This is a genomic window from Succiniclasticum sp. (assembly GCF_056977735.1).
This window is the reverse complement of sequence record NZ_DBMCWA010000001.1, coordinates 72,330-98,811: the sequence shown is the minus strand read 5'-3', so window position 1 is coordinate 98,811 and position 26,482 is coordinate 72,330. Positions and strand designations below refer to the sequence as shown.

The following is a 26,482-nucleotide window of genomic DNA, read 5'->3' as shown; positions in this document are numbered from 1 at the left end:
ATATCGGAGCCCCATATTATTGAATACAAAAAACAGCATATAAAGGAACCGATTTAATATTGTTCTCAAAGCCGAAATTCTTTTCCGATATCCGGATAGAATAACTAGGTTTATAACATTTTACATAATCGTTCAGACTTGCTGCTTTCACCCGCTCGCTGCGTTTCGCCTCCACTGGAATCAGTTTCCCGTTCTGATGGATAATAAAATCGACTTCTTTCGTTCCCGTTTCGTTCCGCCAAAAGTATGGCTTGAACCCGGAACGGACCAACTGGACCAATACATAGTTCTCAATCATACCGCCTTTAAAGTCTGTAAGCTCTTCTTCCATATATAAGATATCTTCTGCCCGGATGTCCTTCTGGGCACAAAGCAGTCCCGTGTCAGACAGATAGATTTTAAAATCATCAATGTCTTTGTAATTATCCAAAGGTTTCATTATCTGCCCGGCCCTGTATATCCTGATGATCAGATTCGCTGAAGCCAGCCATTCAATCGCGTTCTCATACTCTGCCGCCCTTGCGCCGGTTTTGATTATTTTATATTGAAAACGGGTATTCTTTTTGGAAAGCTGTACCGCCACCGTCCCATAAGCAAGACGGGTTTTCTTAATCTCGTTGCTGCTTTCCTGATATTTGCTCATATCGTCCAGATAATCCATCTGTATCGTTTCCAATACGTGCCGGACCTGCGTAAAATCCCCGGTATCTATGTATCGCGCCACAGCCTCCGGCATACCTCCCACCGCAAGGTAGCTGCGATATAATCGCAGCCCCGCTTCATGCAGCGCCACAGGCATAGGCGTATCCGTAGCAAAGCAACTGTGAATCCGCTTTACGAGTTCCGTTTCCCCCATAGCCAGCAGGAACTCTTCCATATCCATGGGATACATGGTATAGCGGTCAACCTTGCCAACCGGAAACGCAAACTTCTTCCGATTGACTGCAACGCCAAGGAGACTCCCGGCAGCAATCACATGATATTCCGGCGCTTCTTCGCAGAAATATTTCAATGAAGTGACCGCCCGCTCGCAAAGCTGGATTTCGTCAAAGACAATCAGCGTATTTCCTTTTGTAATGGTCTGTCCACTGATATGCGACAAAACCGGCAAAAGATAGGAAGGGCTAAGATTCTCTTCAAACGTTGCGGCAAGTGAAGAGCTGGTCTGGAAATTAAAATAGGCAACATTATCGTAATTCTTTTTCCCGAACTCCAAAATCGCATACGTCTTCCCAACCTGGCGGGCACCCTGAACAATCAGTGGCTTTCTATATTTATCGGATTTCCAACGTTCCAGATAATCGGTAATTTTTCGGTACATGAACATGGCCATGCTCCTTTTTCAATTTTAATGTGATTTTATTATATAATATGACATTAAATAATGCAAGTTTTAGAATAAATTCACATCAACTTTGTCTCAATGATTAAAGAATGGGTATGACGAAAATATTACAGCCTTGGTGTATTTAAACTTTAGTTATCCTTAACAACCGTTTCATTAAGTTAACGGTTTACTTTATTTTTTCAATATGATACAATATGTACGGAATGTACATATTGTATTTTAGGAGGTTTATTATGCTTGCAGCGGAACAATTAAGCCGTTCGTCTACTGAAGTCCGTAAGGAATGGAGCAGCGCGATTGACGCTACGGTACGGGTACGGCCGCAGTTCGTACAACGCACGCATGACAATATAACGATGTTGAACACAATTATGCTTGCAGAACTTATGAGCAACTACAAATTACATGCTGTTTTATATCGGGAACCGGACGGGTCGTATACTGCCTCCGTAGATGAAATGGACGTAGTTGAGAACGGAGATACCAAGGAAGAATGCCTGGACAACCTGCTTATCGCATTGAAAGAGTATGCACGTGATTATTATGACGAGTTTGATTATTGGTCTGTAGCGCCAAACCGCCGGGCACACCTGCCATATGTAATTAAGATCTTGACCACGCCGGATAAGGTAATGCGGAGGGATATCTTATGCCACGATGGAAAGAGCTGAAACGCTTTTGCGAGCGGGACGGTTGGGAACTGTATAAGGATACTGACCATTACTACTACCGCAAGATATTACCGGATGGCACAGTGTTACGAACAAAGGTGTCCAGGGGCAGCGGAGAAATCCGTCCACATATGTGGCAGGAGATACTGAAAAAACAGCTGAAGGTCACTCAGGAGTATTTTAATAGCAAGATTTGATAAAAACAGGAAAGACTACGGGCTGTAACACAATAGCCTTTAAATCAGAATCGGTATTCGGATACGGATGCCGATTTTTCGTAAGCGCAAAATAATCCCCCGTTCATAGTAAAACGGGCAACAAAAAACCACCAGGCATCAGCCCGGTGGCAATTTCCCATCAGTTTTATTAGCCATTTTCCTGTATTTCTGGTACCTAAGGAAGAAATCGTTCAAATATGCTGGCCTCGCTTCGGAAATCCAACTGGGAAAGTTTTTCAAAAAGGTATGTTTAATTTGTCGACTGTTGTTGAGCCGACGAGTTGTGCCAGACAAAAATATCGGCAGCTTTACACCATTAAGTATGGCACAATTCAGCCGATGAGAAAATCCGATATTTTATTTTGCGCTTGCGCAAATCCGTTTTGTTTGCACCAGGCTGCCACGGAAAGCCCGCTGGCTTCACGGTCCCGGATGAAGTTCTTCCATTGCTCTTTCCGGAAACGCATCTTGGTTCCTGTTACAATGTCCATGAGTTGTTCACCTCGCAGCATGGAGTAATTTAAAAACTACAAAAACTCTACTCCAAAATATCTACGGTAATTTTCTCATGGGTTCTTGAAATTGATGACTTTGCCGCACAGCAAAAACAGTACGGTTCTCACATGTTTGACTATTTACGAAAAAAACACATGACCGATGATTTCCAACGGCTTGTCTGGAGAACAGTCGAACGGCCAATTTATACCATTCCTTACTAAAAACAGCCCTGCTTCTATGGAGGCAGGGCTGTTTTAACGATTCACGGATATTCGATCTACTATGTTTTAGGACAGATGATTTCGTTGGCTTAGGTTATCTTTTTAAACATTACACAAACAGGACTATCACACAACTATCACAAAAACTATCACAAGATGAAAATCGGCACAAAAAAGAAAAAACGCCATGCAGGCCCAAAACCTGTATGGCGTCTTGATTTTTAATTGGTGGCCCCGGAGGGATTCGAACCCCCGACCTTTTGGTTCGTAGCTTCAACCGAAGATTTTTACCCTGTTTATGGTTTACACATTTTACAAAACGAACAGCTAAAAACATATATTTTTGGGAAAATGTTTACAGAATTAACAGGGTAAAAACCATTGAAAATATTGAATTAGAAAATAAGCAACGTTTTAAGCAACGTTATAGGTATCAGGAAATAAACATTTTTACCGCCGATCGCACAGCCCTAAGCATGGCAATCTGTAAAATTGTATTGTTGCAATTGATGCCACCAGCTTTCAAAAATCTGTTTTCAGAACTGCAGCCAGCTCCTGCAGATTCGCAAGCGACCCGACCGTCGCTGTCAATAAGAGAAGCCTTGACTACATAACTGACAGCCTGTTTTTCAGGTTCAAAAGTTGAACTGATTACCTGTATCCGGGCGCGCAAATTCAAAAAACGCAATACTTTAATAATTCCCGGTTTTTGAAGTACTACTGCCTTATTTGGAAGTATGCAATAATCCAAATCTTTACGGAAAGTTTTACGCATATACATATGTAAAGCTTGAATCTTTTCTTCCTGCAAATCTTTTGCCGGCATAGTTTGTGTCTGTTGTACGGTCGGGGACGTTGTTGCCGATGCCATGTTCTGGTTAAGGCTGGGCGTAGCGGTTGGCAGAGGAATGACCGGTTCCGCTACCTTTAACGCGTTGTTCCCGTATGATGCCGTCGGTACGTTATTCTTCTGTGCAGCTGCCGCCTGAGCCTGGATTAAATTTTTAATATCATTTATGCGTGCCATAGTATTTTACCTACCTTTCCTTTTTTATAAATCGCCATGTTCTTTAAAACTGTAATAACGGTCGTCTCCGATTACAAGATGATCCAACAATGGGATTCCCAGTACGTTGCCAGCTTCTTCCAGCGCACGCGTCAGGTTACGATCTTCTTGGGAGGGGTACGGATCACCTGATGGGTGATTGTGAGCTACCAATATTGCCGCTGCGTGAAGAGCTACCCCCGGCGCAAAAATTTCTCTGGGATGTGTTACGGCCGAGGACAGTGAGCCCTTTGCAATGGTTACCGTTTTCATAATCCGGTTCTTTGTATTCAGTAAGACCACAACGAAGATTTCAGTCGGGCAGTATCGGAGTTTTTTCAGGTAACGGAATCCGTCGCCCGGGCTTGCAATATGCACTGCTGATGTAGTAGTCGCGGCTGCTGCGCGCTTTGCCAGTTCCAGACCGGCGACCAGCTTGATTGCAGAAGCTTTTCCCATACCCAAATACATCAACCCGTCTACATCCATCCTGGCCAGGCAGCTTAATTCTCCGGTCTCTCCACTGAATAGATCGATTTCAGGAGTAATCAGCTTTTCTGCCTTATCTTTGGAGCCAATGAATACCGATAACAGTTCTTCTGAACTTAAATACTCTGTTTTCCCCTCCAAAATATTATTCATACTTTCTGCTACACGATAATCTTTCATTTTTCTTCCTCCTGTTTTTATAAAAAATAGCCCGGCCATTTAGGCGCGGGCCTTGATAAAACGTTCTATTTCGCTTTGTTTTTGATGGTACTGATGGAGAACCTTCTGCTGGACGTTACGCTGGTACACTGGGCAACCTGGTCTTCGGAAAGGAATCGACGGGCAATTGTGGCAGATAATTTTTTGGTTTCCACCGGCTTCCAACTGATTCTCTGATTACCAACAATGGCTGTATCGCCATTATCTTTCATCATTTCCTTGATATGAGCTTCTGCAAGGTCTTTCTGTTCCTGCCAGCGTTTGATTTCCTGAGCGGCTACCAGATAGTCTGCAACCAGTTTTTCCGCACTTTCTGGCAGCTTAATCTCCTTGGATTCTGGTTTACTATATATGCTTGAAAGAAGGGATGCATCCTGTCCAGTTACCGACGGCGCGATATTTTTCTGCAGATAGTTGTAATAAAAATCGTGTTCAAGTTCTATTAGCGCGTTTGCAGTTGCATCATCATATTCTATAATCTGATGGATCAGCTTCTGGCCCGAAATACACGCGCAGAGCACCATCTTGCGACAGCCCACCAAGATTGCATAATGATAACACTGCAAAACATGACTGGGGCTCGCATAGCCGGCTGCGTCACCATTGGCATACTCTGTAGAACCGGTGTATGGGCCAAGATTTTTGATTTCCAGCACAGCCCATTCTCCTGACGGGAGACGAACCGCGCCGTCCAAATTCCCGGCCATCCATGGATATTTTGTAGAAGCCAGCATATACGGAATTTCCTTAACTTCATAGCCAGTTTCTTCGACGTAGGCCTGGCGAATTACTGATTCCATTCGCTTTCCCCAGATCATAGCGCTGGTCGCTGGTTCACGTTTTACGAGACCTTTCTTTTCCATGTAGAGCTGATACGGTGTCTGATACTTGTTAACGCCGGCAATCGTCCCGGCGTCCGTACCCGTAATATATCTGGTGCGACATTCTAACCAAGATTCGAAAGAAGCCTCTTTGACCCTGAAGAGCGGCCGCCAGGCCTTCTCCTTTGTTTTCTGTTTTGTAATAGTTGCCGTTGTTGAATTTTGTAACATAATTATTCCTCCCTAGAATTAAAATCCGGAACAGTCTGTATGACTGCTCCGGTTATTAATATGGTTTAATCAAAATAAAGATACCTGTTCAAACTGCGTCATCGGCTCAAACGCCATCTCAATTTCAACCTGCTTATAATTATTCCGCTGTGCCTGTAAAGCCTGTAGTACAAACGGCTTCCGGTCTTTATCTTGTAATGCTTTCTCAATACGATCTAACTCTGCCGTGATTGCTTCCTCTTTCGTGTCGAATTGGGGATCCCATATGGAACAGGCGCTGCCGTATCCGTGCATTGGGCATGTTAAATCAGAGGCCGCAACCCATCTTTTGTTGGGGAGCTGACAAAACTCAATACTGGCTCTGTAGCCCTTTTTATCAAATACGGTCAGTGTTTCCACTGGATGATGCAGTCGCAAAACAGGGACGAACCAACCATATTCATTTACAGGAATCTCGCCCTTCTCGCCCTTAAATCCACAGGCCAGCCATTTCCTGAAATATTCTTCATTTTCTCTTTTCTGCCGATCTTCAAAAGTCTCGTCCATTTTTTTCGCCTCCAGTTCCTTAAAAAAAATTAAGCCTAGTCCTGGATATCAGGAACAGGCAGTGTTTCTTTAACTGAAATGATTTTGCGCACGATTGCCTCTGTGTCGGCTAAAATTTCGCCAATCTTCCTCAGGGCTTCCTTCGGTTCTGCTTTCCGGACATGGAGGAACGCTTTGACATATTGAACAGATTGCTCTTCCGTTCCTGTAAACCCATAGATTTGGCAAAGCACCTGGGCAGATAACTCCGCACTGGCTTCCAGTACGTCGTTGGAGCGGGAGCCTTCCATGCTAAGCAGATGCTGTGCATGGTGCGAGAGCTCGTGAGTTATAGTAACAACCGCACCGGCGCCTTCATTCACTCCTAACACTATTTCGTGTCTGCCTGGGCTATAGTAGCCATAGCATCCGTTTAAGGGTCTGTACCTGACATCCAGGCCCATCTTCCGACAGACATCTTCAAAGGGAACGACTTCTTTTGGGGAATAATCCCGCATTTCCAGTTCAGGCGGATTATCCAAATCTTCATACCGGTACACATTAACCCATCTAAACCCGTGAAGAATCCTACGTTTTTCCTCTATTCCGGTATCAGGGTCTGTAACCGTTCTGATTTTTACCAGCGGCGCCAATATCTTTACGGCATGGCTTCCGGGCCTAATCTTAGCGCCCATTTTATTCCATGTTTTCATACCCCGTACGTCCTGACTTCCGGCAAAAGCTACAAGCATTCGGTTCAACAGGGAGTACGACCAACAGGGCGGTGCCTCGTCATCCGGTGCCCTCCGGATACATTCAATGGCCAGCTGATTTCCAAAATTTTCGGATTCGATCATCTTCATAATTTTCTCTACTGCTTCACTAAAGTTCATAATATATGCCTCCCTTTTATTTAATATTTGATCTGGTCTAAAATGGCGTACCAGTCAGTGTTGGCTTTTGCAGCAGCTGTGCTTTTTATTGCCTGGATCTCCCTGAACGGAACGCCAGCGATTTCAGCTGCGTCACATATCCCACTGAGGTAGCCATAGCGCTCTCGTGCATAGCCTTCCAGCACGTCATCCCCGGTATACGGATCGACCGGGGTAGGATCGTTAAGCGCCTCCGCCAGTTTTACTACCTCTTCCTCGATGATTTTTTTCAGTTCTTTTTTAATTGTTGCGATTGTCATTGCCAATTTCTCCTTTCTTTGATTGAATAATAAAAAATTTCCGGCAGCAGTTTCCTGCATGCCGGATTATTTTGTTTCTGCTACCCTGGTTGCTTCCATGAATGTGTTTTTTTCATAACCTTGGAAATATCTCTCGAAAAACCGGGAAGGCTTTTGCGGCTCCCGTGACCGTTCTGACCGAGCCGCATATGAGATATAAACTCGTTCACGTCCGCGGGTGATCGCAGTATAGCTCAGATTCCGCTCCTCGGTAAGGTTGATTTCCTCGTGGCTGGTATCAGGGAGAATCCCGTCAGCACATCCGCAGAGGAAAACATAACGGTACTCCAGGCCTTTTGCGGTATGTATAGATTCCATACTGAGATAATTGCTGTTCGGTTTCGCTACCAGCTTCGCCATCGCTGCCATCTGCTTTTCCATCTTCCTTATATGGATCAGCAGATCATCCAGCCCTGAAAATTTTTGCGTTGCCGACAGGCAGCTGTCCAGTATGCTGTCATCGTCCGCTTCAAAATAAGTACGCAAAAGAAGATCCCAAACCCGGCAGATTGTTTCCCGTAACGGTATGGTCTTCACGTTCAGCTTCAGCAATTCAGTCAGCCTGTGCAGTTTGTCCCGCGTTCCTTCTGCATCATCCTGATCAAAGTCGTTCTGGATTAGGAACGCAAGAAGATTGGACAGGCCAGCTTCTTTAAATTCAGGCTGCCGGGCGATGTTGCGGATGATGGCAGCGTCGATACCGAACAGTCTGCTGCAATATTGGAACTCCCGGATGGACGGGGCTGCCAGCAGATTCAGTAATGACCGTAGTTCCCGGAATGGACTGTTTCCCCAGCGGTAGAAGGAATAACCGACCTTGACCACGGGCAGCCCTGAATCCAGCAGTTTTTCAAAAACCGTTACAGCTGCTGGCATGGATCGATAGAGAACAGCAATATCCTTCGGGCGGGCGCCGCTATTAATAAGGCCGCGAATCTCCTGTACGATAAAATCTCCTTCTGCTTCTGGGTCAGGAGCCGTATGGAACACAGGGCGAAGATCCATGGAAGGCCTGGTTGCAATAAGCGGCGTGTATTCCGACTGCACCTCATTGGCCAGACTGATAATTTCCGGGGATGATCTGTAGTTCAATTCCAATTCATAGACATCGGCTTTGTAGTCTTCCTGGAATTTTTCGAGTACATTACCGACGGCCCCCCTCCACGACATTATCGCCTGGCGCGGATCGCCCAGAAAATCCACGTTTGTGCGGTTCCCCGGGAACAGCAGACGGATGATTCCGTACATAATTTCATTCAGATCCTGTGCCTCATCTACAATCACATACTTATACATTGCCTGGTACTTACGGCAGATTGCCGGATTGTTCTTCAGCATTGACAGCGCAAAATAGCTGACAGCATTAAAGTCCAGTTGCCTGGATTGTTTAAGCATGCGGAAATATTCGGCGGCCGCCTTCTTTACATCACCGGTAAGCTTACATGTATCCATTGCGTCCAGCAGAGCTGTTTCATCAATCTTCTTTGTCAGGCCGGTTCCGGCAATAGCAAGTGACGCCAGCGTCATCCGGGCCCTTTCGTCCGTTATGATCTGATAGCTTTTAAAACCATGCTGCCTGAGAATACTCAAAAAGAAAGCACATAGATTGGTTACCCGCACATGGGTATGATCCCGGATACGTGATTCAATCTCCTTAACAGCCCGTTTCGTAAATGACAGTGCCAGTATGCCGGGATAGTTGCAGTGCTGCTGAAGAAAAGCAATTTTTTCTGCTACACAGGCCGTTTTTCCTGTCCCTGCCGGAGCAATTATCAGGCTGCTGTTCTGGATTCCCTGTACTGCCTTCAACTGTTTTTCGTTCAATTTTACTTCCATTTCCATCAATCCTTTCCCTTTAATTTTTCAGCAGAGCCATCATCGCTCCAGCCATACCAATCAGAAAAACAGACGAAGCCATCAGCAGCAAAAATACTGCTATACTTATGGGTTCTCCGTCGTCACCGAGCATGGATCGCGCCTCGTCTGTAAAGGACACGGCTACATCTTTGACTGTCAGTAACAGCAGCCATGCCATAGCCACCAACAATAAAACTGTGCTTCTGAATAATCTCATTTCTTTTCGCTCCTTTCTTTCTTTACCGGTTTCCGCCGGAAATAAAAAATGGCCCGCCTGCAAATGCAGACGGGCAAAGTCAAAGTACCGTGGCCTCCATTATTTTTCATAAGAGAGACCCATTGCAATTAGGTATCGTCGGCGGGTCGAAGAGGTTTTGTTCCCTAAGTGATCGATTCTCTGATTCAGATATATACATACATAAAAAATATTTAGATGGTCGGAAAAATGAATATATCGGAAGACTGAACGTAATACGAAGATAGCAGACGCGAAGCATGGTGTTCCGCGGCTGACTTTTACTGATGAGGTACAGCGAATGACAAAGAGTATAGAAGAACGCCGTCAGGCGTTAGGTATCAGTATCCGAGAACTCTCCAGAGCAACCGGTTTGGGGTACGGTACATGCTGGGCGTACTCTAGACGGACTGATGACACAGAAGCTGGTTTTATTTTCCAAAAGTATATCCGGGTATTGGATTATCTGTCAAAAAAGGAAAAGGAAAAAGAAGAAAAAGAAAGACAGGAGAAAAAGAACCATGCTGAATCCTGAAGCAACAGCATTATCGCATCAGGCCCTGCCTCTGCAGCTTGAAAATCTGAAAAGGGCTTACCCGTACTTCCGGGTGATCCATGTCACGGACTCCAGCTATGACGGCAAGTTTGCCGAATGCGTAAAGATGGACTATTACAATTTTATAGATGCTGTTGGCCTTGATGTCGAAGGCCGTTCTGTCAATATCCAGTTTAAGGTAAGAGAGCCCGGCAACAATGATTTGGTCTTTATCTGCCGTAGGATCACTGATGAAGATATAGTACGAAACCCCCATATCGGCTTTATATTTGGCGGCAAAAAATATTCATTCATTTTGAACAGCGTGGATATTTTCTGCGAAATGGTTAACGGAAAGATATACAACGTGCGGGCTACGGATCTGATGGCTCTGGAGTTTGATACAGAAGGCGCAGACAATCCATTTATTACAAACATCTGCCCTCAGGAGTATATTGATTCCTGCGGGAAGAAGTTCCTTTCCGGAAATTACTATGCCTTTATTTCCGTCGATAATATTATTGAACTGAAAAGGCGTCTGCTGATAGCAGAGAACCGGGAGTATTACGATGAGCATCCGTACCAGTAAAAATTCAAAACAGCAGATCCTGTCAGGCCGGTCGCCTGTCAGGACATTATTGGAAAGCATGCTGGCGGCAGCCATGGCATGGGTCGCCCGCAAGAAAGATAAAAATACCGGTAAAAGGATCGGAAAGGTCACCCAGGTTGAAGATATCGTGAAGTACGGCAAAGATACATTCAGTCTGTACGGCCGCTGCGGGGAAAAGACAATCAGCATAAACGATATTCGCGGGAAGGCAGTCTACCTCCGGGTCCTTCCTTCCGGCAGACTGGATACTGCAGACTATTTCATTTTCTGCATCGGCGTCGGCAGATACATCCTGACTGACTGGATGACAGTTTGGCGTACATTGAGCCAGATGTATCATCATAAAGGTACGGTCATATATAAGGATTGCTGGAGACTGGATCGAATCAGGTTTGTAACCTTGCTGCAAAAGGAAACATCTGATAAAATACATAGTATACATAAGGGCGATTTATAGGTCGAAAAACAAAAGGAAGAACTGGCGCGAAGCGTAAGCGGAGTGCCAGTTCGGACTACCTGAAAGGTTGTCCTAGGAATGAAATGACATTTGTTTTTTGTCCCAGAAATCGCCCGTTCTACCACTTCCCGGGATCAGACACCGGCGGGTGCATCGGGAAGGATCGGAGGAAGCTATGGTTCACACCTTTGAAATACTATACATACTTAACAGAAGAGAAGCAGCATATTGCGCCTTGAGGCTGAACCAACGCGTCAACGATGCAGAAAAGATCAGCAGAGAAGAGATACAGACATTCCTGCGTCCGATCCAGCTACGCAGAAAGAGTACAGGTATAAATTTCAAGGGACTCCGCATTCCTGGTATACACCAGATTAGTCTCGTAAAATATAAGGATGCCCCCGGTTGCTTCTTTTTATACATTATGATCGAACCGGAAGTTCTGCTAACAGGCGAGAATACGCTGGACGTTTTCTATTGTTCAATCCCCAACCTGAAAGAGTTACAGCAAAAATATGCCCAGGCTATTTTTCTGCTCTGGCCAAAAGCTTTCGAGGGCAGACCCCATCTGTCCCAGGTACGTTACCACGATCAGAAGCATGTACAGCCTGTGGAATGGAGCCTTGGCAGACTGTTTATGACCCCTTACCTGGGTCTTGCCTTACTGAGCCGCATCGACTTCTGCATTAATTGCAAACTGGATAATGCCAATCTGTACGTAGAAATGGTTAAGAGTTCCTACTACCATTCCCGGAAGAAAAACAAAAAATACAAAAATCTGAATCCGTTTTCGGAAGATAAAAGTTACGACGCTCTCTTTTACGATAAGACGTCCGGCTTCTGCATCTACAATAAGTTTAATAAGATGATGGATCCGGCAAAAGACAACATGCATAACATTGACCAGATCAGGGAAGATGCCAGAGATGTGATCCGGATTGAGCGGCCATTTTATAAGATTACAAAAGAAAAACTGTACAGGATGAGCGGTCTGATCGTGCCCAAAGCCCAGGATGGACAGGAGGCGCCATTAAAAATGGGCCCGCTGCCCCTGTTATGGAATGAGCGGATTGGCCTTTACAGCATTTTCAAAGAGTACCAGCAATGTGTCCTCGGAATCAAACGAAAACAATGGCACGATATTGTTGACCGTCCGTCTTTCAAATGGGTATCGACAAAAAGCAAAAAATTTAACCGCAAGCTGGATTCCCTCCTGGAAGAAGGACGGATAACGCGCCACCAGCACGATACCTTACTGAAAATGGCCTATGCCACGTCAGAAGCCCGCTCCGTAAAAAGAGCCGTCCATAACTGTAACGCCGGCACCGAAATCTGGTGGGAACACGACGAAGAAGGGAATAAAATACGGATTCCATTCCACCGGTCGGCTGGCAGCTTTATTGATACCTGGCACGACATGCACGAATTGGGTATGATGCTTTTCCGGATTCCGGGCGAACAGCCCCCGGTTGATGAACTGGATGCCAATTTTATCTTTGATACGGACAACTGGACCGGTATCGGAACAATGCTGGAAAAAGAATATTCCTCGCATTATGATTTCCTTCCGTACAAGGTCATCCGTGCATATGACAGCCCGGATCCGCTGGAGTTGCAGTACAATTATGAGGAAATAACCCGCATCATATACCAGCGCTTTCTTAAATATATTGAAGACAGCGAAAAAGCATATCAGGAACGCATGCGCAGAAGAAGAACGTAATTAAAAACGCCACTGTCACTTCCCATGACAGTGGCTGTTTTAGTATCTGGGTTATCTGTTCTACATTTTATCCGGCGGCGCTTATTATGTTTTTACGGTCATTCCTTTTTTACATATGCGGATTTCCTGTACCGTGCCAGTGATATCCATCTTCGTGACTGCTGCTGCCTCCTCCGCTGCCTCCAGAACTGCCTGTAATGCCTTTAAAAAGCATGTAAAGGAAAATATATATACCAGCCGTTAAAACGGCGCCTAAAATCAATTGCGGTGCTATGGAAAGGAATATCAGTCCGGCGATAATGTAAATAATCGTTTTCATCATGCTAGTTCTCCTTCTGGCTTAATTATATAATTTAAATAGTTATCCGTTTAATAAAATAGCCGCGCGCCGGATTTTGACGTTCCGACACGCGGCATTGCTTATTATAAGATATTCATATTATTAGGGTACGGTATTTTATTTTCCCAGTTTCGCTTCAATACGGGCCAGCGCAGCTTTCAATTCCTGTATTTCTGCTTTTTGCTCAGCGTTTTCTGCTCGAATGGCTTTGTTTTCTTCCAAAAGATTTGTAATCTGTTTCGCCATGGCTGCCTTGCTGGTGGTCACGCCTTTATCCAGCGCGAAGGAAACGCCGACATTCAGCAAATTTTCTCCGTTACCCAGGCTGCCGCCCATGCTGAACATCACCTTATCCGTAGGACGGTAGAACATGCCCAGTGCCATAGCGTTGGCGTTACGGTAATTGCCGAAGCCCGCCGCCATGGTGAACTTGTTATCCGTATCCATCGGATGGAGCGCTGCCAGTGCCGCCGCGCCGGCGCCCACTTTGTTGATCTTGCTGTCCACGTTGTCGATGCGGTGGTTGACTTCAGCTAGGCCTGTGCCGGTACCGGCTGTCAGTGCAGCCAATTCCGCATCCAGCGCCCCCAGGTTTTCACCTACGCTGTCAGATGCTTTCACATAGTTACCATCTGCAGTGGTACCGACAGCGGTATCCAACGCCTCCAGATTCTTTGCCGCGCTGTCAGCTGACTTAATATAATTGCCGTCAGCACTTACCCGGGTCTCCGTAAATACCTTGCCGCCGGTCATAATCCCCTCATCACCGGATTCCACTTTGCCGTCTGTCTTAACCGAAACAGTGTATGTGTCGACACCGCTGACATCCGATTTCGCAACGCTTACCGGACCGTCACCAACCACGTTGACAGCGCCTTTAGCAAGGTCTTTTATAACCGTTTTGCCGTCTTCTTTAATATTATCTAACGCTACATTTGCCTTGCCGGCCAACGCGGCCTTTGTATCCGCTTTATCCGCTTCATAAACGGCTTTGTCAAGTTTGTTGGTTTGTAAATCGCTAATATCATCCGCATTCTGTGTAATTGCGTCTTGCATCAGGCCAAGTGTTACAGCGGTTGCGGCTTTGTAGTCATTGAATACAGTTTTGTCAAGCTTCGCATCTGCCGCCGCTTTCAGCTGGGCCACATTGACAGCGTCGGTATCTTTGGATCCTGCCGCCACGCCGGTGATCTGGCGGGTAACAGAACCGTCCGCCGTGCCGATGGAAATCGCCGCATGGGTGGATGTCCACGCACCGGAACTATCTGAGGTAGTTGCGCCCGTTGCCGGATCGTAACCAGCCACGCCTTTGTCAACCGAAGCTACGGCTTCGCTGCCCAAGGCCACGCCGCCTACTGCTGTCACCAAAGTGTCGTTACCAATAGCAATGGCATTTTCCGTTTTGGCATCCAACACCTTGGCGTTTTTACCGATGGCATAGGTATAGGACGCTTCGGCAGTAGCGCCTTCACCGATTGCAACAGCACCTTCACCGGTACCAGGCACAAAGTTGACCCAAGTCACACCGTCAATGCTCGCTATGCTACCGACGCCTGTAATTCCGCCCAAGGCCGCCAGCGAATTATCGCCGAAAGCCCGGCTCTTTTTACCGAATGCAGTTGAAGATTCACCATGCGCCAGGGTGATGCCGACGCCTTTTTCTCCTACACCCCAGGCAACAGCACCCTTACCAGTAGCCTCCGTATAAATACCAAACGCTGTAGAAGCATCGCCGCTGGCCGTTGTCCCACTGCCAAACGCAGTGGAAGCGAACCCGCTGGCTGCTGTCTCAATACCAAACGCCGTGGAAGCAGTACCGCTGGCCGTGCCGCCTTTATAAGCTTTAGCTTTACCGCCATCGAAATACCCGCCCCAGGCGGTAGCAGATTCGCCGCTGGCTTCCGACTTCTGACCGAACGCCGTTGACCTTTTGCCGCTGGCAATTGTTCCATAACCGAACGCCGTAGCATGCCAGTCAGTAGCTTTTGAACCGCTGCCCCAGGCTGTAGCCTGGTCTGCCTCTTTCACATCGCATTCTTTGTAAGCTTCCCCGTATGAACTAAAGCCGTCTTTTAGCGTCGTTTCCGGGTTATTCAAATCTACAATCTTATATTTTTTTGTTCCTCCTTCTGTATAGTCGACGATGTATGCCACTGTTTTATCCGATCCGTAAAGAAGTTGTCCCGCCTGTGTCTCATAACCCCAGGCCGTGCTGTAGAATCCGAGGGCCATGGCTCTTCCCCCGAAGGCCGTAGCCCCGTTGCCGCCAGCTAATGTATTATATCCGAACGCCGTGGAATTTTGCCCATACGCTCTGGATGAACTGCCCCAGGCAGAAATATTGGTTGCTGTCCCAAAATCATTACTGGTTCCTGAAACTTTGGCAGTACCTTCATTATCTGCCCCCCACGCTACCGGTTCGCCATATCCCCCTACAAGATACGTGCCCAGCAATAACGTGCACAACACCCGCGCCGCCAAATACTTTTTGTTGGTTGTCCGGAATTTTGCCATGTCTATACCTCCTGTCCTTTAAAAAAATAACTATGCTACATTATAATTCAGAATATAATACTTCAATTTTATTATATATTATCTTCGCAAGTTGTACAAATTTTATTAACATCGATTTATTTCATTATAACAAAACAGCCGCAGAATAATCTACGGCTGTATCATTCTGTTCGTAATCATTTGGGACAACTCATATATGCTTATGAACTCGTTTCTGATTTTCATGATTGTCTATTCTATTCCCGCTATTAAGGCTGACGTTAAACCATAAAAAGATAACCGCGGCCGGCCCTCTGCCGCGGTTATCATGTATTATCTATACCCTCGTTGTATCAATTTTTGGTATATAAATATATCGTATAGTTGTATTTTGTTAAAGTCACCTGAATATAAATAAGGCCGGGTCCAGGAGTTTACCCTCTTGGCCCGGTCTTTTATAATACCCGCGCGCCGGACATATATGTTTCGACTTTTCTTTTCTGATTCCCTATGTTATAATGAACATAAGTTTTATATAATATAATGAAGGTGATATCACTGAAAGCGACATACAAACCCGGCCAGCAAGTTTACTTTCTTATCTGTGGACGATACGTCACGAAAGCGTCCGTAGTTACGGCGTCACCATCGTTCGTCACGATCAGGTTCAGCAAGAGGACGGAGGACTGTATTATCCGGTTGCCATACAGCCGGATTTTTACTACGGAAGAAGAAGCACGTAAACATATCCACCCAGATCTGCCGCCGACGCAGCCAGCAGTACGGGAAGAAAACGGCGAGTATATCTGTACCCGACGATGGGACCTGTGGGAATAAAAAATGGCCGCGCGCCGGACATATATGTTCCGAACTGCGGCAGTATTGAAAATGTTCAGACAGCATGGTATAATATGTAAAAGTAGTGCTTCGCATAAGTACTACCTTCCGTGTGTGCCGCCGGTCCCGCCAGTTCCGGCGGCATTTTATTTCCGGTATTCTCTTACATATCCATTTCCCTTATGATATAATACCCAAAACAATAACAGAGGAGATATCAGCTATATGAATAATCCCAAATTTTTAAACCTGTTTAATTCGGAAGAAAATGAAGTATTCGAATTTGATATGGATACGGTCGATCGTATTATTATAGCGCCCGCGCGCGAACTTATAAGTCCGGACATTAGAAAATCCGAAGATATAGACGCTACGGATATGGCTGTACGTATCCAATTCAAAGAAGACAGCTCCAGGGAATATTCACTCCGGCGCTATGAAATGGAATTCATCTATCCGTAACACATAAAAAAAGAGTACCCAGGGCGGCGTACCAGCTGCTCTGGGTATTTTTACTATCCTAATATCGAAGTCTCGATATTGTTCCCAACAGAACCCGTACAGGGGTGGTGGCGCACGGAAAAGCAGACATAACGTACTATCTGATAAACGAATATTTCGCCGTACTGATTGATGCAGAAGCCCTGTATTTATGTGGTTTTCAGAATTAACTTGTATGGGAAATGACGATAGTTTTATGATTGTCGAATATTTGTTCGTAATAAATCATGTCTGTAGAAATCCGGTTAATAAAAACTCAGGATTTTTTGAATCCGGAGGAAGGTTACAGCTCACAGTAAAGCTGCTCTGAATTAAGAAACTGAATACAGTCTCTGAAGACCTGGCCTGCAATTGCCGCAGAGCGGGCCATTTTTTTTACCGTACATTCCCAGACAACGAGGCATTTAATGTTATTTTCCGCCAGCATTTCCGCAACAGTACGATCGCGGACAATGTTACTTTCAAACTTTTTGTTCCAGAATTCCTGTCTGCTTTTCGGAACGTAAGCGTATTTGCATCCGCTGTGCCGGTGCCAGAAACAGCCGTGTACAAAGATTGCGGTATGGTATTTCGCCAGGTACAAATCAGGATGCCCCGGAATGTTGCCGACGTTCTTTCTGTACCGCAGACCTTTTGCAAACAGGAGCTTCCGGAAGAAGATTTCAGGTTTTGTGTCTTTACTACGTATGGCGGCCATGTTACGGCTTCGTTCTTCGCTGGATTTGATGTCCATTATTCCGTTTCTTTCTCCCGCACATAATCAATAAACTTCTTCACGCTCCAGATATGTTCGCGCCATTCACTGGGATATGTCGCCAAGTACTCGCCCGGTACTACCAGCGTAACCTTTTCCGCTGTCATTTCTTCCATTTGTTTGGAAGATATTCCCTGTTGCAACGTACACAGGTACTTTGTTTCGTCTCGCAGACGATCGGCTTCATTCAATATCTGCCGCCAGCGGTCTTTACAGGTGGTTTTTGCTGCCAAAGATGTCAGGTTTCCGGTTGAAAACGACGGGTTATGATAAGCGGCGCCTGATGGAAATATAAAATCCGGTGTCTTATTTCCTTCGGTCACGACTTGACCTTCATATGATATGCCGTTGCCATCAAAGAGGGCTGCCAAATGGTGTTCCAGGCTCTTTCCTGCACGGCTTTTGCGCCGGTTAATCAATGATTTAGCAAGGTCAATAAACTCGTCTATACTGCTGAATCCTCGCTCAATTGAGGGCCATTCCAAAGCGTGTTCTACTGCTTTGAACAATCTGTATTCTTCATTCGTCCAGTCAATCAGTTTGCTGTCTGGATTGGTACGGATGTATTCATCGTGATCGTATACCTCGCCTTGGATTCGCCTGGCCGCCTGTGCCATGACCTTTGTCTCTGGGAATTTTGCATCCGGCCCCAGACCGGCAATAAACCGGTTGATGGCAGCTTCCTCCCTGGCTTCAAACTGCATGGAGCCGGTTTCGATCAGGGCATTGGTCTGGGTAGGACTCATACCAAAAGCATCCAGGAACTGATCAATCAGGTCTGCGTTATCAAGGACAAACGCCTCGTAATCTTCTTCGGAATATTTCACCAATACAAACAGGGAACCGGTGTATTCAGGCCGCAAAAATTCAAAGCCACGTCCAAAGTTTGTAATCCGGTATTCGTTACGCGTTCCACGCCCATAATATATGAACCGGGTATCCGTTACCTTGCCGTCTTGCCAGGCAATCTTTACCCAGCGTTCCTGATTCTGTCCTTTATCAAAATACTGATTAAACAGTATTGGAACAGCTGGCTTGGATATGTACAGACCGGCCTGATGGGCCCCGGTCTTACCGGTATCGTTGGCTGCCAGAAACTTGCAGAAAGCCATTTTGCCGCCTATTACTGAAATTATCGCCTGCGATGCCAGATTCTGCATATCCATAATGGTATCCTTTCCTGAAAACAACTACGATTCAACAAGTGCTGATGCTGATTCCAGTTCGTTCAGCTTCGCTACAATCAGCTGTGCAACATTACTCATCAGCGGAACGACGACAGAATTGCCAAACTGTTTATAAGCCTGTGTGTCAGATACAGGTATCTTAAATGTATCCGGGAAGCCCTGTAGCCTTGCACATTCTCTGGGGGTCAGTTTACGTGGATTACGTCCTTTCTGTTCGATCAGCACCTCGGATCCGTCTTTATAGTATCTGGCGCTGAGCGTCCTTGCTATGCCGTTTACTGGCGCTATGCCGTAGCCAAAACCATTACCGGCTGCCTTATGCTTGGCGGCATAATCCTGAAGGTACTGCCACAGCTTGTCTGACAGCGTGTACTTATCGGAGACGTTATCCTGAAGTATGTCCGCAATTACCGGCTTTGGAGATACGGGAGTAATAGCGAAATCAAAATTAACGTTATCGCCGAAGCGTTTTTTATCAAAGCCAACGATAATAATACGTTCCCGGTGCTGCGGAACGTAATGCTGGCCGTCGATCACCTGGTAAAAAATATTATATCCCAGTTCAATCAGTGATTCCCTGATGACTTGGAATGTGTGGCCCTTATCGTGGCTGCAAAGATTCTTTACGTTTTCCAGCATAAATGCTTTCGGCCGTTTCTCTTTCAGAATCCTGCATACATCAAAAAACAGCGTGCCCTGTGTTTTGTCTTCAAATCCTGTAGCCCGGCCCAGGCTGTTCTTCTTCGATACGCCAGCAATCGAAAACGGCTGGCATGGAAATCCAGCTACCAAGATATCGTGATCCGGAATGTTATTCGCATCCACCTTAGTTATATCTCCGTCAGGTACTTCGCCAAAGTTGGAAAAATAAGTACGCTGACAGTATTTGTTCCATTCATTGGAATACACACAACGTCCGCCGGCCGTTTCAAAGGCAATACGCATACCTCCAATACCGGCAAACAGGTCAATAAAAGTAAAATTGCCGTTTTTCAGGCTGCGTTTCTGCTTCTGCTGTTCAAAAAGATCCATGAGGGCAAAAGATATGCATTCCTGAACGCTCTGCCCAGAGTATTTTGCATATTCGCCCAGTTCTTCATAAAGGACATCATCTAATCGTATATGTATCTGTTTAGCCATTATAACGCCTTTCGTTAATATAATTTCCTATCTGAAAGTATAGCACTTCCAAATGGAAATTACAACGAAAAGGGACATAAATGGTATATTATTTTTCCCGCTGGTTGGATCCGCCGGCATTACATTTTAAAGCCGGTGATTTGAGACTCCTGCCAAATAGTTAAAATCCCGGAAGTTTTTTATGATTCCTTCCGGGATAATTTATCGAAATGACTTACCTGCTAACAGTTTTCACCCAAAAATACATGCCGACGTTTTGGCCTTCATCAACATTGCCGTACAATGTTGTACTGGTAATTGTAGCCGTCCCTCCTTGATCCATACAGGAAGCTATCCTCGGTGCGTTTTCTTTATTTACGTTGCCGATCTTGGCATTGATGCCGCCGTGCCTGTATCGCACCTGTACACAGTTCTTATCCTGCTTACAACTGTGATCACGTACCAGAATTAAATCTGACGGCTGCATGTCCATATTGCCTGACATGATTCTTCGCAGTATTATCTGCCCGTCGCAAAATGTACTTCCTTTAAGCTGACAGTTTATATTCATCAGGTTATCCTTTCTCCCCGTATAGCCGATAGGTCAGCTGTAATTAAAACCGTTTTTATGACACTGATTTACGTATCTTCTTGCCTGCAAGTATGGCGCCCATGGTATCTGCCGCAGCCCGTTCAACATCTTCTACCACATGAACGTAAGTTTCCAGGGTAAACGCCACAGACGCGTGACCAAGGCGGTAGCTTACAGTTTTTGCATCCACACCGGCGGCCAACAGCTGCGTAGCATGGGTATGTCTTAACGAATGCATCGTAACGGTATCTGCAAGCCCAGCCTCAGCAACCATACGGTCAAAGACCCGTTCTCTGAAATTATCTAGCTGAACCGGATTCCCATATATTCCTGTAAACACAGTATTTAATCTGTTATGGAATAAATCGCCCAGGTCAAACCCATATTGTTCCTGGTAGTTTTTCCACTCCTGCAATTTTCCCATACTGTCGGGATCAACACTGATTGTACGAACGCTGTTTTTAGTCTTGGGCGGTTCCAGCTTTCCGTTCCGCAATTTATGCCTGATGCTTATAGTTTTGTCACTGAAATTAACTGAATCCCAAGTAAGGCCGAATACTTCTCCACGCCGCATGCCCGTTGCCAGTGTAAGCCTGATAACCGTAGCCCACTGCCTGATCAGATACTGCATGTCTTCATTTTCCAGGCCTTGCTCATCAAGTTTATAGTATTTACCGCTGTCTGCTACAGCCAGCAGCCGCTGGATTTCATCATCATTAAGAAAACTGATTTCACGGCGTCCGTTATAACGTGGCGGTTTCGTCTTCTTTGCAATATTGTCGGTCAGAAGTCCGTTATCAACTGCAGACTGCAAGCAAGATATGAGCGTTCCTCTGATGTTACGCACCGACTTTACTGACAAGCCCTGTCCGTCCGACTTCCGGCCATGCTCCCTGAGATGTGTAATTATCTGCTGTACATCTACAGGAGTAAGGCTGGAAAGTTTTTTCCGGCGGAATTCTTCCGGGATATAACTCAGTAAGAATTTATAGTTGTTAACCGTTGAATCAACAACAGTTTCAGGTATGACTGCGGTGCCCCACCTTTCACACCATTGACCAACAGTAACTGCATCACCGCAATTATCAGTGTTTGCACGCATCTGTTCAACACGTTTTTCCAGCGCTTTGCGGGTTTTTGCCTGCAGAATTTTCCGAACCGATTCGCCATCAATACCCCGCACGTGGTACTGGTACTTCCAACATTCCTTCCGGTCACGCTTGCTGCATTTAGAAGCGGGGTCCAGTCTTTTAGTACAGCTTTTAAATTCCTTGCACTTTTCGCATTTTACAGGTACAATGTGAAGGTAGGAACCTTCACCCTTTGATCTTCTTGCCATTAGGTTTCCTCCTTGATTTTATGAACTTTTTTTACTAAGATGCACGGCTGGTCAATGAAAGCCTGAGCCCAGGAAGCCGGGATGGCAATTTTTCTGCCAATCTTACGGGTTGGGATTTCGCCGCCTGCTATCATCTTATACACCATGCCCTTGCTGACGATACCGCCTAACTCGGCGTGAAATTCTTTAACGGTATAGAACCGTCTGGTTAAACTTGCTTCGTTCATTGTTTTTCTCCTAGTTATTGATTCCTGTCTTTTTTCTTTTTAATTATTAGGATCAGCGACAGATGACCTCGTTTCTCTGTCCATAGATATAATACATCTCTTTTTGTAGATTTGTCAACCCCTTTTTTGGGCTTTTAGGTGATTTTTTATGAATTTTTTTATGAAAACATTACAAAACCGTTTACAATGCCTTCGCCTAGCCTATTCTTTGCCTGTATTGGATGCAGAGTGGGTATGCGGTATCAGTCATTCTTCCATCAATTTCTGGGAGCGTGGCAAGCGTATTCCGTCTGCAGACGGTTTATTGCAGATTGCTTCTTCTTTTGGTGTGTCTACTGACTGGCTCTTTGGCATTAGCGATACTGCCTATACGTCTGATTCAATCCGGTGCAGTGAAAGCTTACACCTGGTTAAGAACAACCTGCTCCACCAAACTCTTGCCAGCATTTTCGATGATGACAAATACGCCGCAGAATTGTTTTTTCAATACGGCAATAATGTTGAAGCGTTCTCTCTTCAGGCCAGAGCAGACGTAATTGTTTCCTGTTTATATTTGCGGGGCTATGATAACTACTTTGCCGCTGATGCAAAACGTACTCCTGTTGCCCAGCAGAAGGCCAGAATGTATGAGATGCGTGATGGACTGCTAAAGGTACTGAAAACAAAGGAACCATTTAGTACCTTACGGTCACCGTTAAATTAAAATAGCTGCTCCGACAGTCTTGTCGATGCAGCTTTAGCATTTAATGGTTCGTTTATATTCATTTTTAGCATAAGCAACGTATAAGCAACGTCTTGAATAAATTAACAAAAAACAAAAACAGCCATGTGGGCTTCAAACCCGCATGGCTGCTTGATTTTTAATTGGTGGCCCCGGAGGGATTCGAACCCCCGACCTTTTGGTTCGTAGCCAAACGCTCTATCCAGCTGAGCTACGGAGTCACATCATCGCTGTTTTCAACAGCAAAGCTATTATAACTAAAACGGAATGGATTGTCAATACTTTTCGTTGAAATTTAACGGATTTTTATCAATTATTCTATTTGTCCTTTGGCCTCCTGATTCTTTTCCAGGCAAATCGTACCGTCAAAGGTTATCGCAGCAATACCGGTGTAAAATCCTGTGTATCGCAGGAGACCAGTTTATACTTACAACCGTCCCGTTCCCCTTCAAAAATGGATGCAGCTCCTTCTGCTCCGTGGATATGCCCGAACACACAGGTTTTTATCCCGTATTCCTCAATCATCTGTTTAAACACAGAATTTTCTTCCTGTGAATAAAAAGGCGGATAATGCAGCGCTAAGATGATGTCTTCAAAGCCTTCCTTCTTCGCCGCGTCCAAAGAAGCCCTGATCCGCAGCTCTTCGTGGCGGAGAATGCTGTCGTCCGTTTCCGGCTTATAGCCTTCGCACGCAGGCGTCAGCCATCCCCGGGAACCGCAGATGGCAAGTTTCATATCTACAGTGTTTACAGGATAAAAATTATTTTGCAGAAAAAAGAACGCGTTGTCTGTCGCCTTCTTCATTTTGGCCAGCGTGGTCCACCAGTAATCGTGATTCCCCCGGAGCATAACTTTCTGTCCCGGCAACGCAGCAATTTCCTGTAAATCGTCTTCGGCAGCCGCCTGCAGTTTCATTGCCCAGGAAATATCACCGCACAGGATCACAAGGTCTTCGGGCGATACTGTCTGTTTCCAGTTTTCTATCACGCGCTGCCGGTGCTTCAGCCAGTGTTCACCGAACACCGTCATGGGTTTTGTTTCAGGGACGCCGGAAAAATGCAGGTCCCCGATGGCATAAATGTGCACGTTTCTCGCCTCCGCTAATAAGATTGATCCGCGTTTCCCCTGCCTCATAAAATCCTTTGTACAGATAAAATCCCGAGATTCTATCAGCAGTATTATTGTATCACAAACCGGTTCGAAACAAAAATACTTTGCAGTTGCTGAACGTGTTTTCTTCCGGCATCGCAACGGTTACATTTTTTTCACATTTTTGCCTGACTTTTGTTACAAACTTTTTCACACATTCCTTATAATAAACTTGGTCCGGCAGAAATGCTTGTCCGGTCCCTCTCGATAACACATTGCAGTATGCGCTCTCACACGGAAAGCGGTTGCAGCCCGCAGCATCTTCGCAGCCGGATATCCTGTCACAGCCGGCTTTCCGCTCATTGTAACGATTCAGGAGGAACAACAATGGACGCTCAGACCAGAATGGAAATTCAGAACCTGACGGAACAGCAGCAGCAGTATGTAATACAGACATTGCCAGCAAAAGAAAAATCCCTTTCCTCTGCTTACATTTTCTGGGTACTGTTCGGGGCACATTATTTCTATTTGAACAAACCGTTTAAAAATCTCTTTTTGTGGGCACTATGTTATATTTACATCGGCTTTGTCTGGTGGTTTTTCGATCTTTTCCGTATGAAAAGCCTGGTTGCCGACTGCAACCGTGAAATTGCCAGAAAAGTAATCCACGACGCAATCCTGCTGTATCCGAAACCGAAGAAGGTACACGGCGAAACGATTGACGCGGAATTTGAAGAAAGCACAAAAGAAAATGCATCCTGAAAAATTGAAACAGAACGGTACACTTACGACAAACCGGCATCAGCTTTGGGCTGATGCCGGTTTTCATTGGTTTTGCAACAGACATTGGTTTTGTACCAGACATTGGTCTTGCAGCAGAAACAATAGGTTATCTGTCTGCAGCCGCCTGCCGGTCACATTTCCGCACTGTCAAACAGCAGGGTTACCGGTCCGTCGTTTATGGAATGTACCTGCATATCGGCGCCGAATTCCCCGTGTTCCACGGCAAAGCCTCTGGCACGGCAGGTCTCCATAAATTTTTCATACAGGGGGATGGCCAGTTCCGGTTTGGCCGCGTGGGAAAAGCCGGGACGGCGCTTTTTCAGATCAGCATACAGAGTAAACTGAGAAATGACTAACAAAGCCCCGCCCACCTGATCCAGGCTCAGGTTCATCTTGCCGTTCTCATCCTCAAACACCCGACAGTTACAGATTTTTTCCGCCAGCTTATCCGCTATGGCGTCCGTATCTTCGGGACCGATGCCCAACAGGATCAGAAATCCCTGTCCGATTTTACCTGCTGTTTTTCCTTCAATCACTACTGACGCTTCTTTTACTCTGGTTACTACTGCCCGCATAAATACACTCCTGAATAGTATGTTTAGTTTAGAAAAAAGAGCTTTTGTCCTGCTTGTCAGACAAAAGCTCTGTCCTGATTACCATGCGCTGAGAATGCTGCCTTTGAAGTGGTCCAGGATAAATTTCTTGTTTTCTTCCGAACGGTACACTTTCTCAATCTGTTTGATCCGTGGATCGTTAACATTCTTTTCCGTTGTAACAAAAATGTTTACATAGGGATTGTCCGCACCTTCCACAATGATGGCGTCCTTTAACGGATTCAGCCCTGCAGGCAGCGCGTAATTCACATTGATGCAGGCGATGGTCACGTCTTTGATGCTTCTGGGAATACCGGCTGCGTCCAGTTCCTGAAATTTAAAATTGTGTTTGTTTTCAACAACATCTGTTAATGCGGTCACCGAATTGGTTTTATCTTTTACTTTGATCAGCCCCGCATTATCCAGCATCAGCAGCGCGCGGCCGCCGTTGGACGGATCGTTGGGAATCGCTACCGTAGCGCCGTCGGGAATCGCCTCACCTTTTTTCACTTTGGTGGAATACACAGCCATCGGGAAAATAACGGTCTTAAAGCATTCTTTTAATTTAAAGCTGGGTTCTTTTTTCAGGGTAGCTGCCAGATAGGGCGCATGCTGCATGCTGTTGGCAAACAGTTCCCCCTGGTTCAGGGCTACGTTGGGCGTTACGAAGTCGTTAAACTCCACAACTTCGATTTTCAGGCCCTGCTTTTCCGCCAGTTTCTTTACGTTATCCATGATTTCAGCATGGGGCCCTGCAGTTACGCCGATTTTAATCGGTTTCTCTGCCACCGGCGCCTTCTTTTCTTCTTTCTTATCTCCGCCGCCGCAGCCCGTCAGGCTGAACGCCAGAAGAGCCGTTGCCAGAATCAGTGAAACTTTTTTCAAAAACATGCTAAATCCCCCTCTGTTATCCTATTTTTCTCATATCATATTTAAAAAGTATGATATAGAACTATTATTTCAAATTATAACC

Annotated in this window: 30 protein-coding genes and 1 tRNA gene; 9 read left to right on the top strand and 22 right to left on the bottom strand. The window is 45.7% G+C overall.

The window, feature by feature from the left end; translation table 11 throughout:
• Positions 1-16: 16 nt before the first annotated feature.
• Complete coding sequence (locus ACZOWY_RS00440; RefSeq protein ID WP_484391881.1) at positions 17-1,321, bottom strand: ATP-binding protein; 1,305 nt, start codon at positions 1,319-1,321, stop codon at positions 17-19.
• Positions 1,322-1,581: 260 nt separating this feature from the next.
• On the opposite strand from ACZOWY_RS00440, the gene ACZOWY_RS00435 reads away from it, so the two are divergent.
• Both ACZOWY_RS00435 and ACZOWY_RS00430 read left to right on the top strand, forming a co-directional pair.
• Positions 1,582-2,019 (top strand): hypothetical protein, encoded by a 438-nt coding sequence (locus ACZOWY_RS00435; RefSeq protein WP_484391417.1) that lies wholly within the window; start codon positions 1,582-1,584, stop codon positions 2,017-2,019.
• Positions 1,998-2,216 carry a type II toxin-antitoxin system HicA family toxin gene (locus ACZOWY_RS00430; protein WP_484391414.1) on the top strand — a complete coding sequence of 73 codons (219 nt, stop codon included), beginning with the start codon at positions 1,998-2,000 and terminating at the stop codon, positions 2,214-2,216. The genes ACZOWY_RS00435 and ACZOWY_RS00430 overlap by 22 nt, the downstream gene beginning before the upstream one ends.
• Before the next feature lie 353 nt (positions 2,217-2,569).
• On the opposite strand, the gene tnpA is transcribed toward ACZOWY_RS00430, so the two are convergent.
• From tnpA to ACZOWY_RS00385, 9 genes are all read right to left on the bottom strand, one after another.
• Entirely contained in the window at positions 2,570-2,728 is a 159-nt protein-coding gene (gene tnpA / locus ACZOWY_RS00425) for an IS66 family insertion sequence element accessory protein TnpA (protein WP_484391409.1), read from the bottom strand.
• A gap of 661 nt (positions 2,729-3,389) precedes the next feature.
• Complete coding sequence (locus tag ACZOWY_RS00420) at positions 3,390-3,827, bottom strand: hypothetical protein (protein WP_484391404.1); 438 nt, start codon at positions 3,825-3,827, stop codon at positions 3,390-3,392.
• A gap of 180 nt (positions 3,828-4,007) precedes the next feature.
• A complete protein-coding gene (gene radC, locus ACZOWY_RS00415; RefSeq protein ID WP_484391400.1) occupies positions 4,008-4,670 on the bottom strand; it encodes a RadC family protein in 663 nt (220 codons plus the stop codon).
• A 65-nt stretch (positions 4,671-4,735) separates the two neighbouring features.
• Positions 4,736-5,761: a YqaJ viral recombinase family nuclease gene (locus tag ACZOWY_RS00410; protein ID WP_484391396.1), complete on the bottom strand. Its 1,026-nt coding sequence runs from the start codon at positions 5,759-5,761 to the stop codon at positions 4,736-4,738.
• A 69-nt stretch (positions 5,762-5,830) separates the two neighbouring features.
• A complete protein-coding gene (locus ACZOWY_RS00405) occupies positions 5,831-6,307 on the bottom strand; it encodes a hypothetical protein (RefSeq protein ID WP_484391395.1) in 477 nt (158 codons plus the stop codon).
• Between the two features lie 35 nt (positions 6,308-6,342).
• Positions 6,343-7,179, bottom strand: a complete 837-nt coding sequence (locus tag ACZOWY_RS00400) for a hypothetical protein (RefSeq protein ID WP_484391394.1) — start codon at positions 7,177-7,179, stop codon at positions 6,343-6,345.
• Between the two features lie 20 nt (positions 7,180-7,199).
• On the bottom strand, positions 7,200-7,478 hold the full coding sequence (locus ACZOWY_RS00395; RefSeq protein WP_484391393.1) for a hypothetical protein: 279 nt from the start codon (positions 7,476-7,478) through the stop codon (positions 7,200-7,202).
• Between the two features lie 66 nt (positions 7,479-7,544).
• Positions 7,545-9,353 carry an ATP-dependent helicase gene (locus ACZOWY_RS00390; RefSeq protein WP_484391392.1) on the bottom strand — a complete coding sequence of 603 codons (1,809 nt, stop codon included), beginning with the start codon at positions 9,351-9,353 and terminating at the stop codon, positions 7,545-7,547.
• Positions 9,354-9,372: 19 nt separating this feature from the next.
• Positions 9,373-9,591, bottom strand: a complete 219-nt coding sequence (locus ACZOWY_RS00385; protein WP_484391391.1) for a hypothetical protein — start codon at positions 9,589-9,591, stop codon at positions 9,373-9,375.
• A gap of 319 nt (positions 9,592-9,910) precedes the next feature.
• Between ACZOWY_RS00385 and ACZOWY_RS00380 the strand changes: the two genes are divergently transcribed.
• The 4 genes from ACZOWY_RS00380 to ACZOWY_RS00365 all read left to right on the top strand — a co-directional run bounded on the left by ACZOWY_RS00380 (position 9,911) and on the right by ACZOWY_RS00365 (position 12,934).
• Positions 9,911-10,144, top strand: coding sequence for a hypothetical protein (locus ACZOWY_RS00380; RefSeq protein WP_484391390.1), 234 nt, complete (start codon positions 9,911-9,913; stop codon positions 10,142-10,144).
• Complete coding sequence (locus ACZOWY_RS00375; protein WP_484391389.1) at positions 10,131-10,733, top strand: hypothetical protein; 603 nt, start codon at positions 10,131-10,133, stop codon at positions 10,731-10,733. The genes ACZOWY_RS00380 and ACZOWY_RS00375 overlap by 14 nt, the downstream gene beginning before the upstream one ends.
• A complete protein-coding gene (locus ACZOWY_RS00370; RefSeq protein ID WP_484391388.1) occupies positions 10,714-11,211 on the top strand; it encodes a hypothetical protein in 498 nt (165 codons plus the stop codon). Before ACZOWY_RS00375 ends, ACZOWY_RS00370 begins: the two co-directional genes overlap by 20 nt.
• A gap of 424 nt (positions 11,212-11,635) precedes the next feature.
• Positions 11,636-12,934, top strand: a complete 1,299-nt coding sequence (locus ACZOWY_RS00365; protein WP_484391387.1) for a hypothetical protein — start codon at positions 11,636-11,638, stop codon at positions 12,932-12,934.
• A gap of 109 nt (positions 12,935-13,043) precedes the next feature.
• Here the strand turns inward: ACZOWY_RS00365 and ACZOWY_RS00360 are convergent, their stop codons facing one another.
• On the bottom strand, positions 13,044-13,256 hold the full coding sequence (locus tag ACZOWY_RS00360; protein WP_484391386.1) for a hypothetical protein: 213 nt from the start codon (positions 13,254-13,256) through the stop codon (positions 13,044-13,046).
• 135 nt (positions 13,257-13,391) lie between these two features.
• The gene (locus tag ACZOWY_RS00355) at positions 13,392-15,788 is read right to left on the bottom strand and encodes a YadA-like family protein (RefSeq protein WP_484391385.1); all 2,397 of its coding nucleotides are present in this window, start codon (positions 15,786-15,788) and stop codon (positions 13,392-13,394) included.
• A gap of 1,041 nt (positions 15,789-16,829) precedes the next feature.
• Here ACZOWY_RS00355 and ACZOWY_RS00350 point away from each other — a divergent pair.
• Positions 16,830-17,066, top strand: coding sequence for a hypothetical protein (locus ACZOWY_RS00350; RefSeq protein WP_484391384.1), 237 nt, complete (start codon positions 16,830-16,832; stop codon positions 17,064-17,066).
• 322 nt (positions 17,067-17,388) lie between these two features.
• Here the strand turns inward: ACZOWY_RS00350 and ACZOWY_RS00345 are convergent, their stop codons facing one another.
• The 6 genes from ACZOWY_RS00345 to ACZOWY_RS00320 all read right to left on the bottom strand — a co-directional run bounded on the left by ACZOWY_RS00345 (position 17,389) and on the right by ACZOWY_RS00320 (position 22,323).
• The gene (locus ACZOWY_RS00345; protein ID WP_484391383.1) at positions 17,389-17,838 is read right to left on the bottom strand and encodes a very short patch repair endonuclease; all 450 of its coding nucleotides are present in this window, start codon (positions 17,836-17,838) and stop codon (positions 17,389-17,391) included.
• Entirely contained in the window at positions 17,838-19,025 is a 1,188-nt protein-coding gene (locus tag ACZOWY_RS00340) for a type II restriction endonuclease (protein ID WP_484391382.1), read from the bottom strand. The genes ACZOWY_RS00345 and ACZOWY_RS00340 overlap by 1 nt, the downstream gene beginning before the upstream one ends.
• Positions 19,026-19,049: 24 nt before the next feature.
• Positions 19,050-20,186 carry a DNA (cytosine-5-)-methyltransferase gene (dcm, locus tag ACZOWY_RS00335; protein ID WP_484391381.1) on the bottom strand — a complete coding sequence of 379 codons (1,137 nt, stop codon included), beginning with the start codon at positions 20,184-20,186 and terminating at the stop codon, positions 19,050-19,052.
• A 214-nt stretch (positions 20,187-20,400) separates the two neighbouring features.
• Entirely contained in the window at positions 20,401-20,670 is a 270-nt protein-coding gene (locus ACZOWY_RS00330; protein ID WP_484391380.1) for an HIRAN domain-containing protein, read from the bottom strand.
• Between the two features lie 121 nt (positions 20,671-20,791).
• Positions 20,792-22,096 (bottom strand): tyrosine-type recombinase/integrase, encoded by a 1,305-nt coding sequence (locus tag ACZOWY_RS00325; protein WP_484391379.1) that lies wholly within the window; start codon positions 22,094-22,096, stop codon positions 20,792-20,794.
• Positions 22,096-22,323 (bottom strand): helix-turn-helix domain-containing protein, encoded by a 228-nt coding sequence (locus tag ACZOWY_RS00320; RefSeq protein ID WP_484391378.1) that lies wholly within the window; start codon positions 22,321-22,323, stop codon positions 22,096-22,098. The genes ACZOWY_RS00325 and ACZOWY_RS00320 overlap by 1 nt, the downstream gene beginning before the upstream one ends.
• A gap of 148 nt (positions 22,324-22,471) precedes the next feature.
• On the opposite strand from ACZOWY_RS00320, the gene ACZOWY_RS00315 reads away from it, so the two are divergent.
• Positions 22,472-23,026: a helix-turn-helix domain-containing protein gene (locus ACZOWY_RS00315; RefSeq protein ID WP_484391377.1), complete on the top strand. Its 555-nt coding sequence runs from the start codon at positions 22,472-22,474 to the stop codon at positions 23,024-23,026.
• Between the two features lie 162 nt (positions 23,027-23,188).
• On the opposite strand, the gene ACZOWY_RS00310 is transcribed toward ACZOWY_RS00315, so the two are convergent.
• Together ACZOWY_RS00310 and ACZOWY_RS00305 are read right to left on the bottom strand one after the other, a co-directional pair.
• A tRNA-Arg gene (locus ACZOWY_RS00310) sits at positions 23,189-23,265 on the bottom strand.
• 151 nt (positions 23,266-23,416) lie between these two features.
• Positions 23,417-24,130 (bottom strand): metallophosphoesterase, encoded by a 714-nt coding sequence (locus tag ACZOWY_RS00305; protein WP_484391376.1) that lies wholly within the window; start codon positions 24,128-24,130, stop codon positions 23,417-23,419.
• A 390-nt stretch (positions 24,131-24,520) separates the two neighbouring features.
• On the opposite strand from ACZOWY_RS00305, the gene ACZOWY_RS00300 reads away from it, so the two are divergent.
• On the top strand, positions 24,521-24,895 hold the full coding sequence (locus ACZOWY_RS00300; protein WP_484391375.1) for a TM2 domain-containing protein: 375 nt from the start codon (positions 24,521-24,523) through the stop codon (positions 24,893-24,895).
• Positions 24,896-25,047: 152 nt separating this feature from the next.
• On the opposite strand, the gene dtd is transcribed toward ACZOWY_RS00300, so the two are convergent.
• Both dtd and ACZOWY_RS00290 read right to left on the bottom strand, forming a co-directional pair.
• Positions 25,048-25,491: a D-aminoacyl-tRNA deacylase gene (gene dtd / locus ACZOWY_RS00295; RefSeq protein WP_484391374.1), complete on the bottom strand. Its 444-nt coding sequence runs from the start codon at positions 25,489-25,491 to the stop codon at positions 25,048-25,050.
• Between the two features lie 78 nt (positions 25,492-25,569).
• Positions 25,570-26,400: a MetQ/NlpA family ABC transporter substrate-binding protein gene (locus ACZOWY_RS00290; RefSeq protein WP_484391373.1), complete on the bottom strand. Its 831-nt coding sequence runs from the start codon at positions 26,398-26,400 to the stop codon at positions 25,570-25,572.
• Between the last annotated feature and the right edge of the window lie 82 nt (positions 26,401-26,482).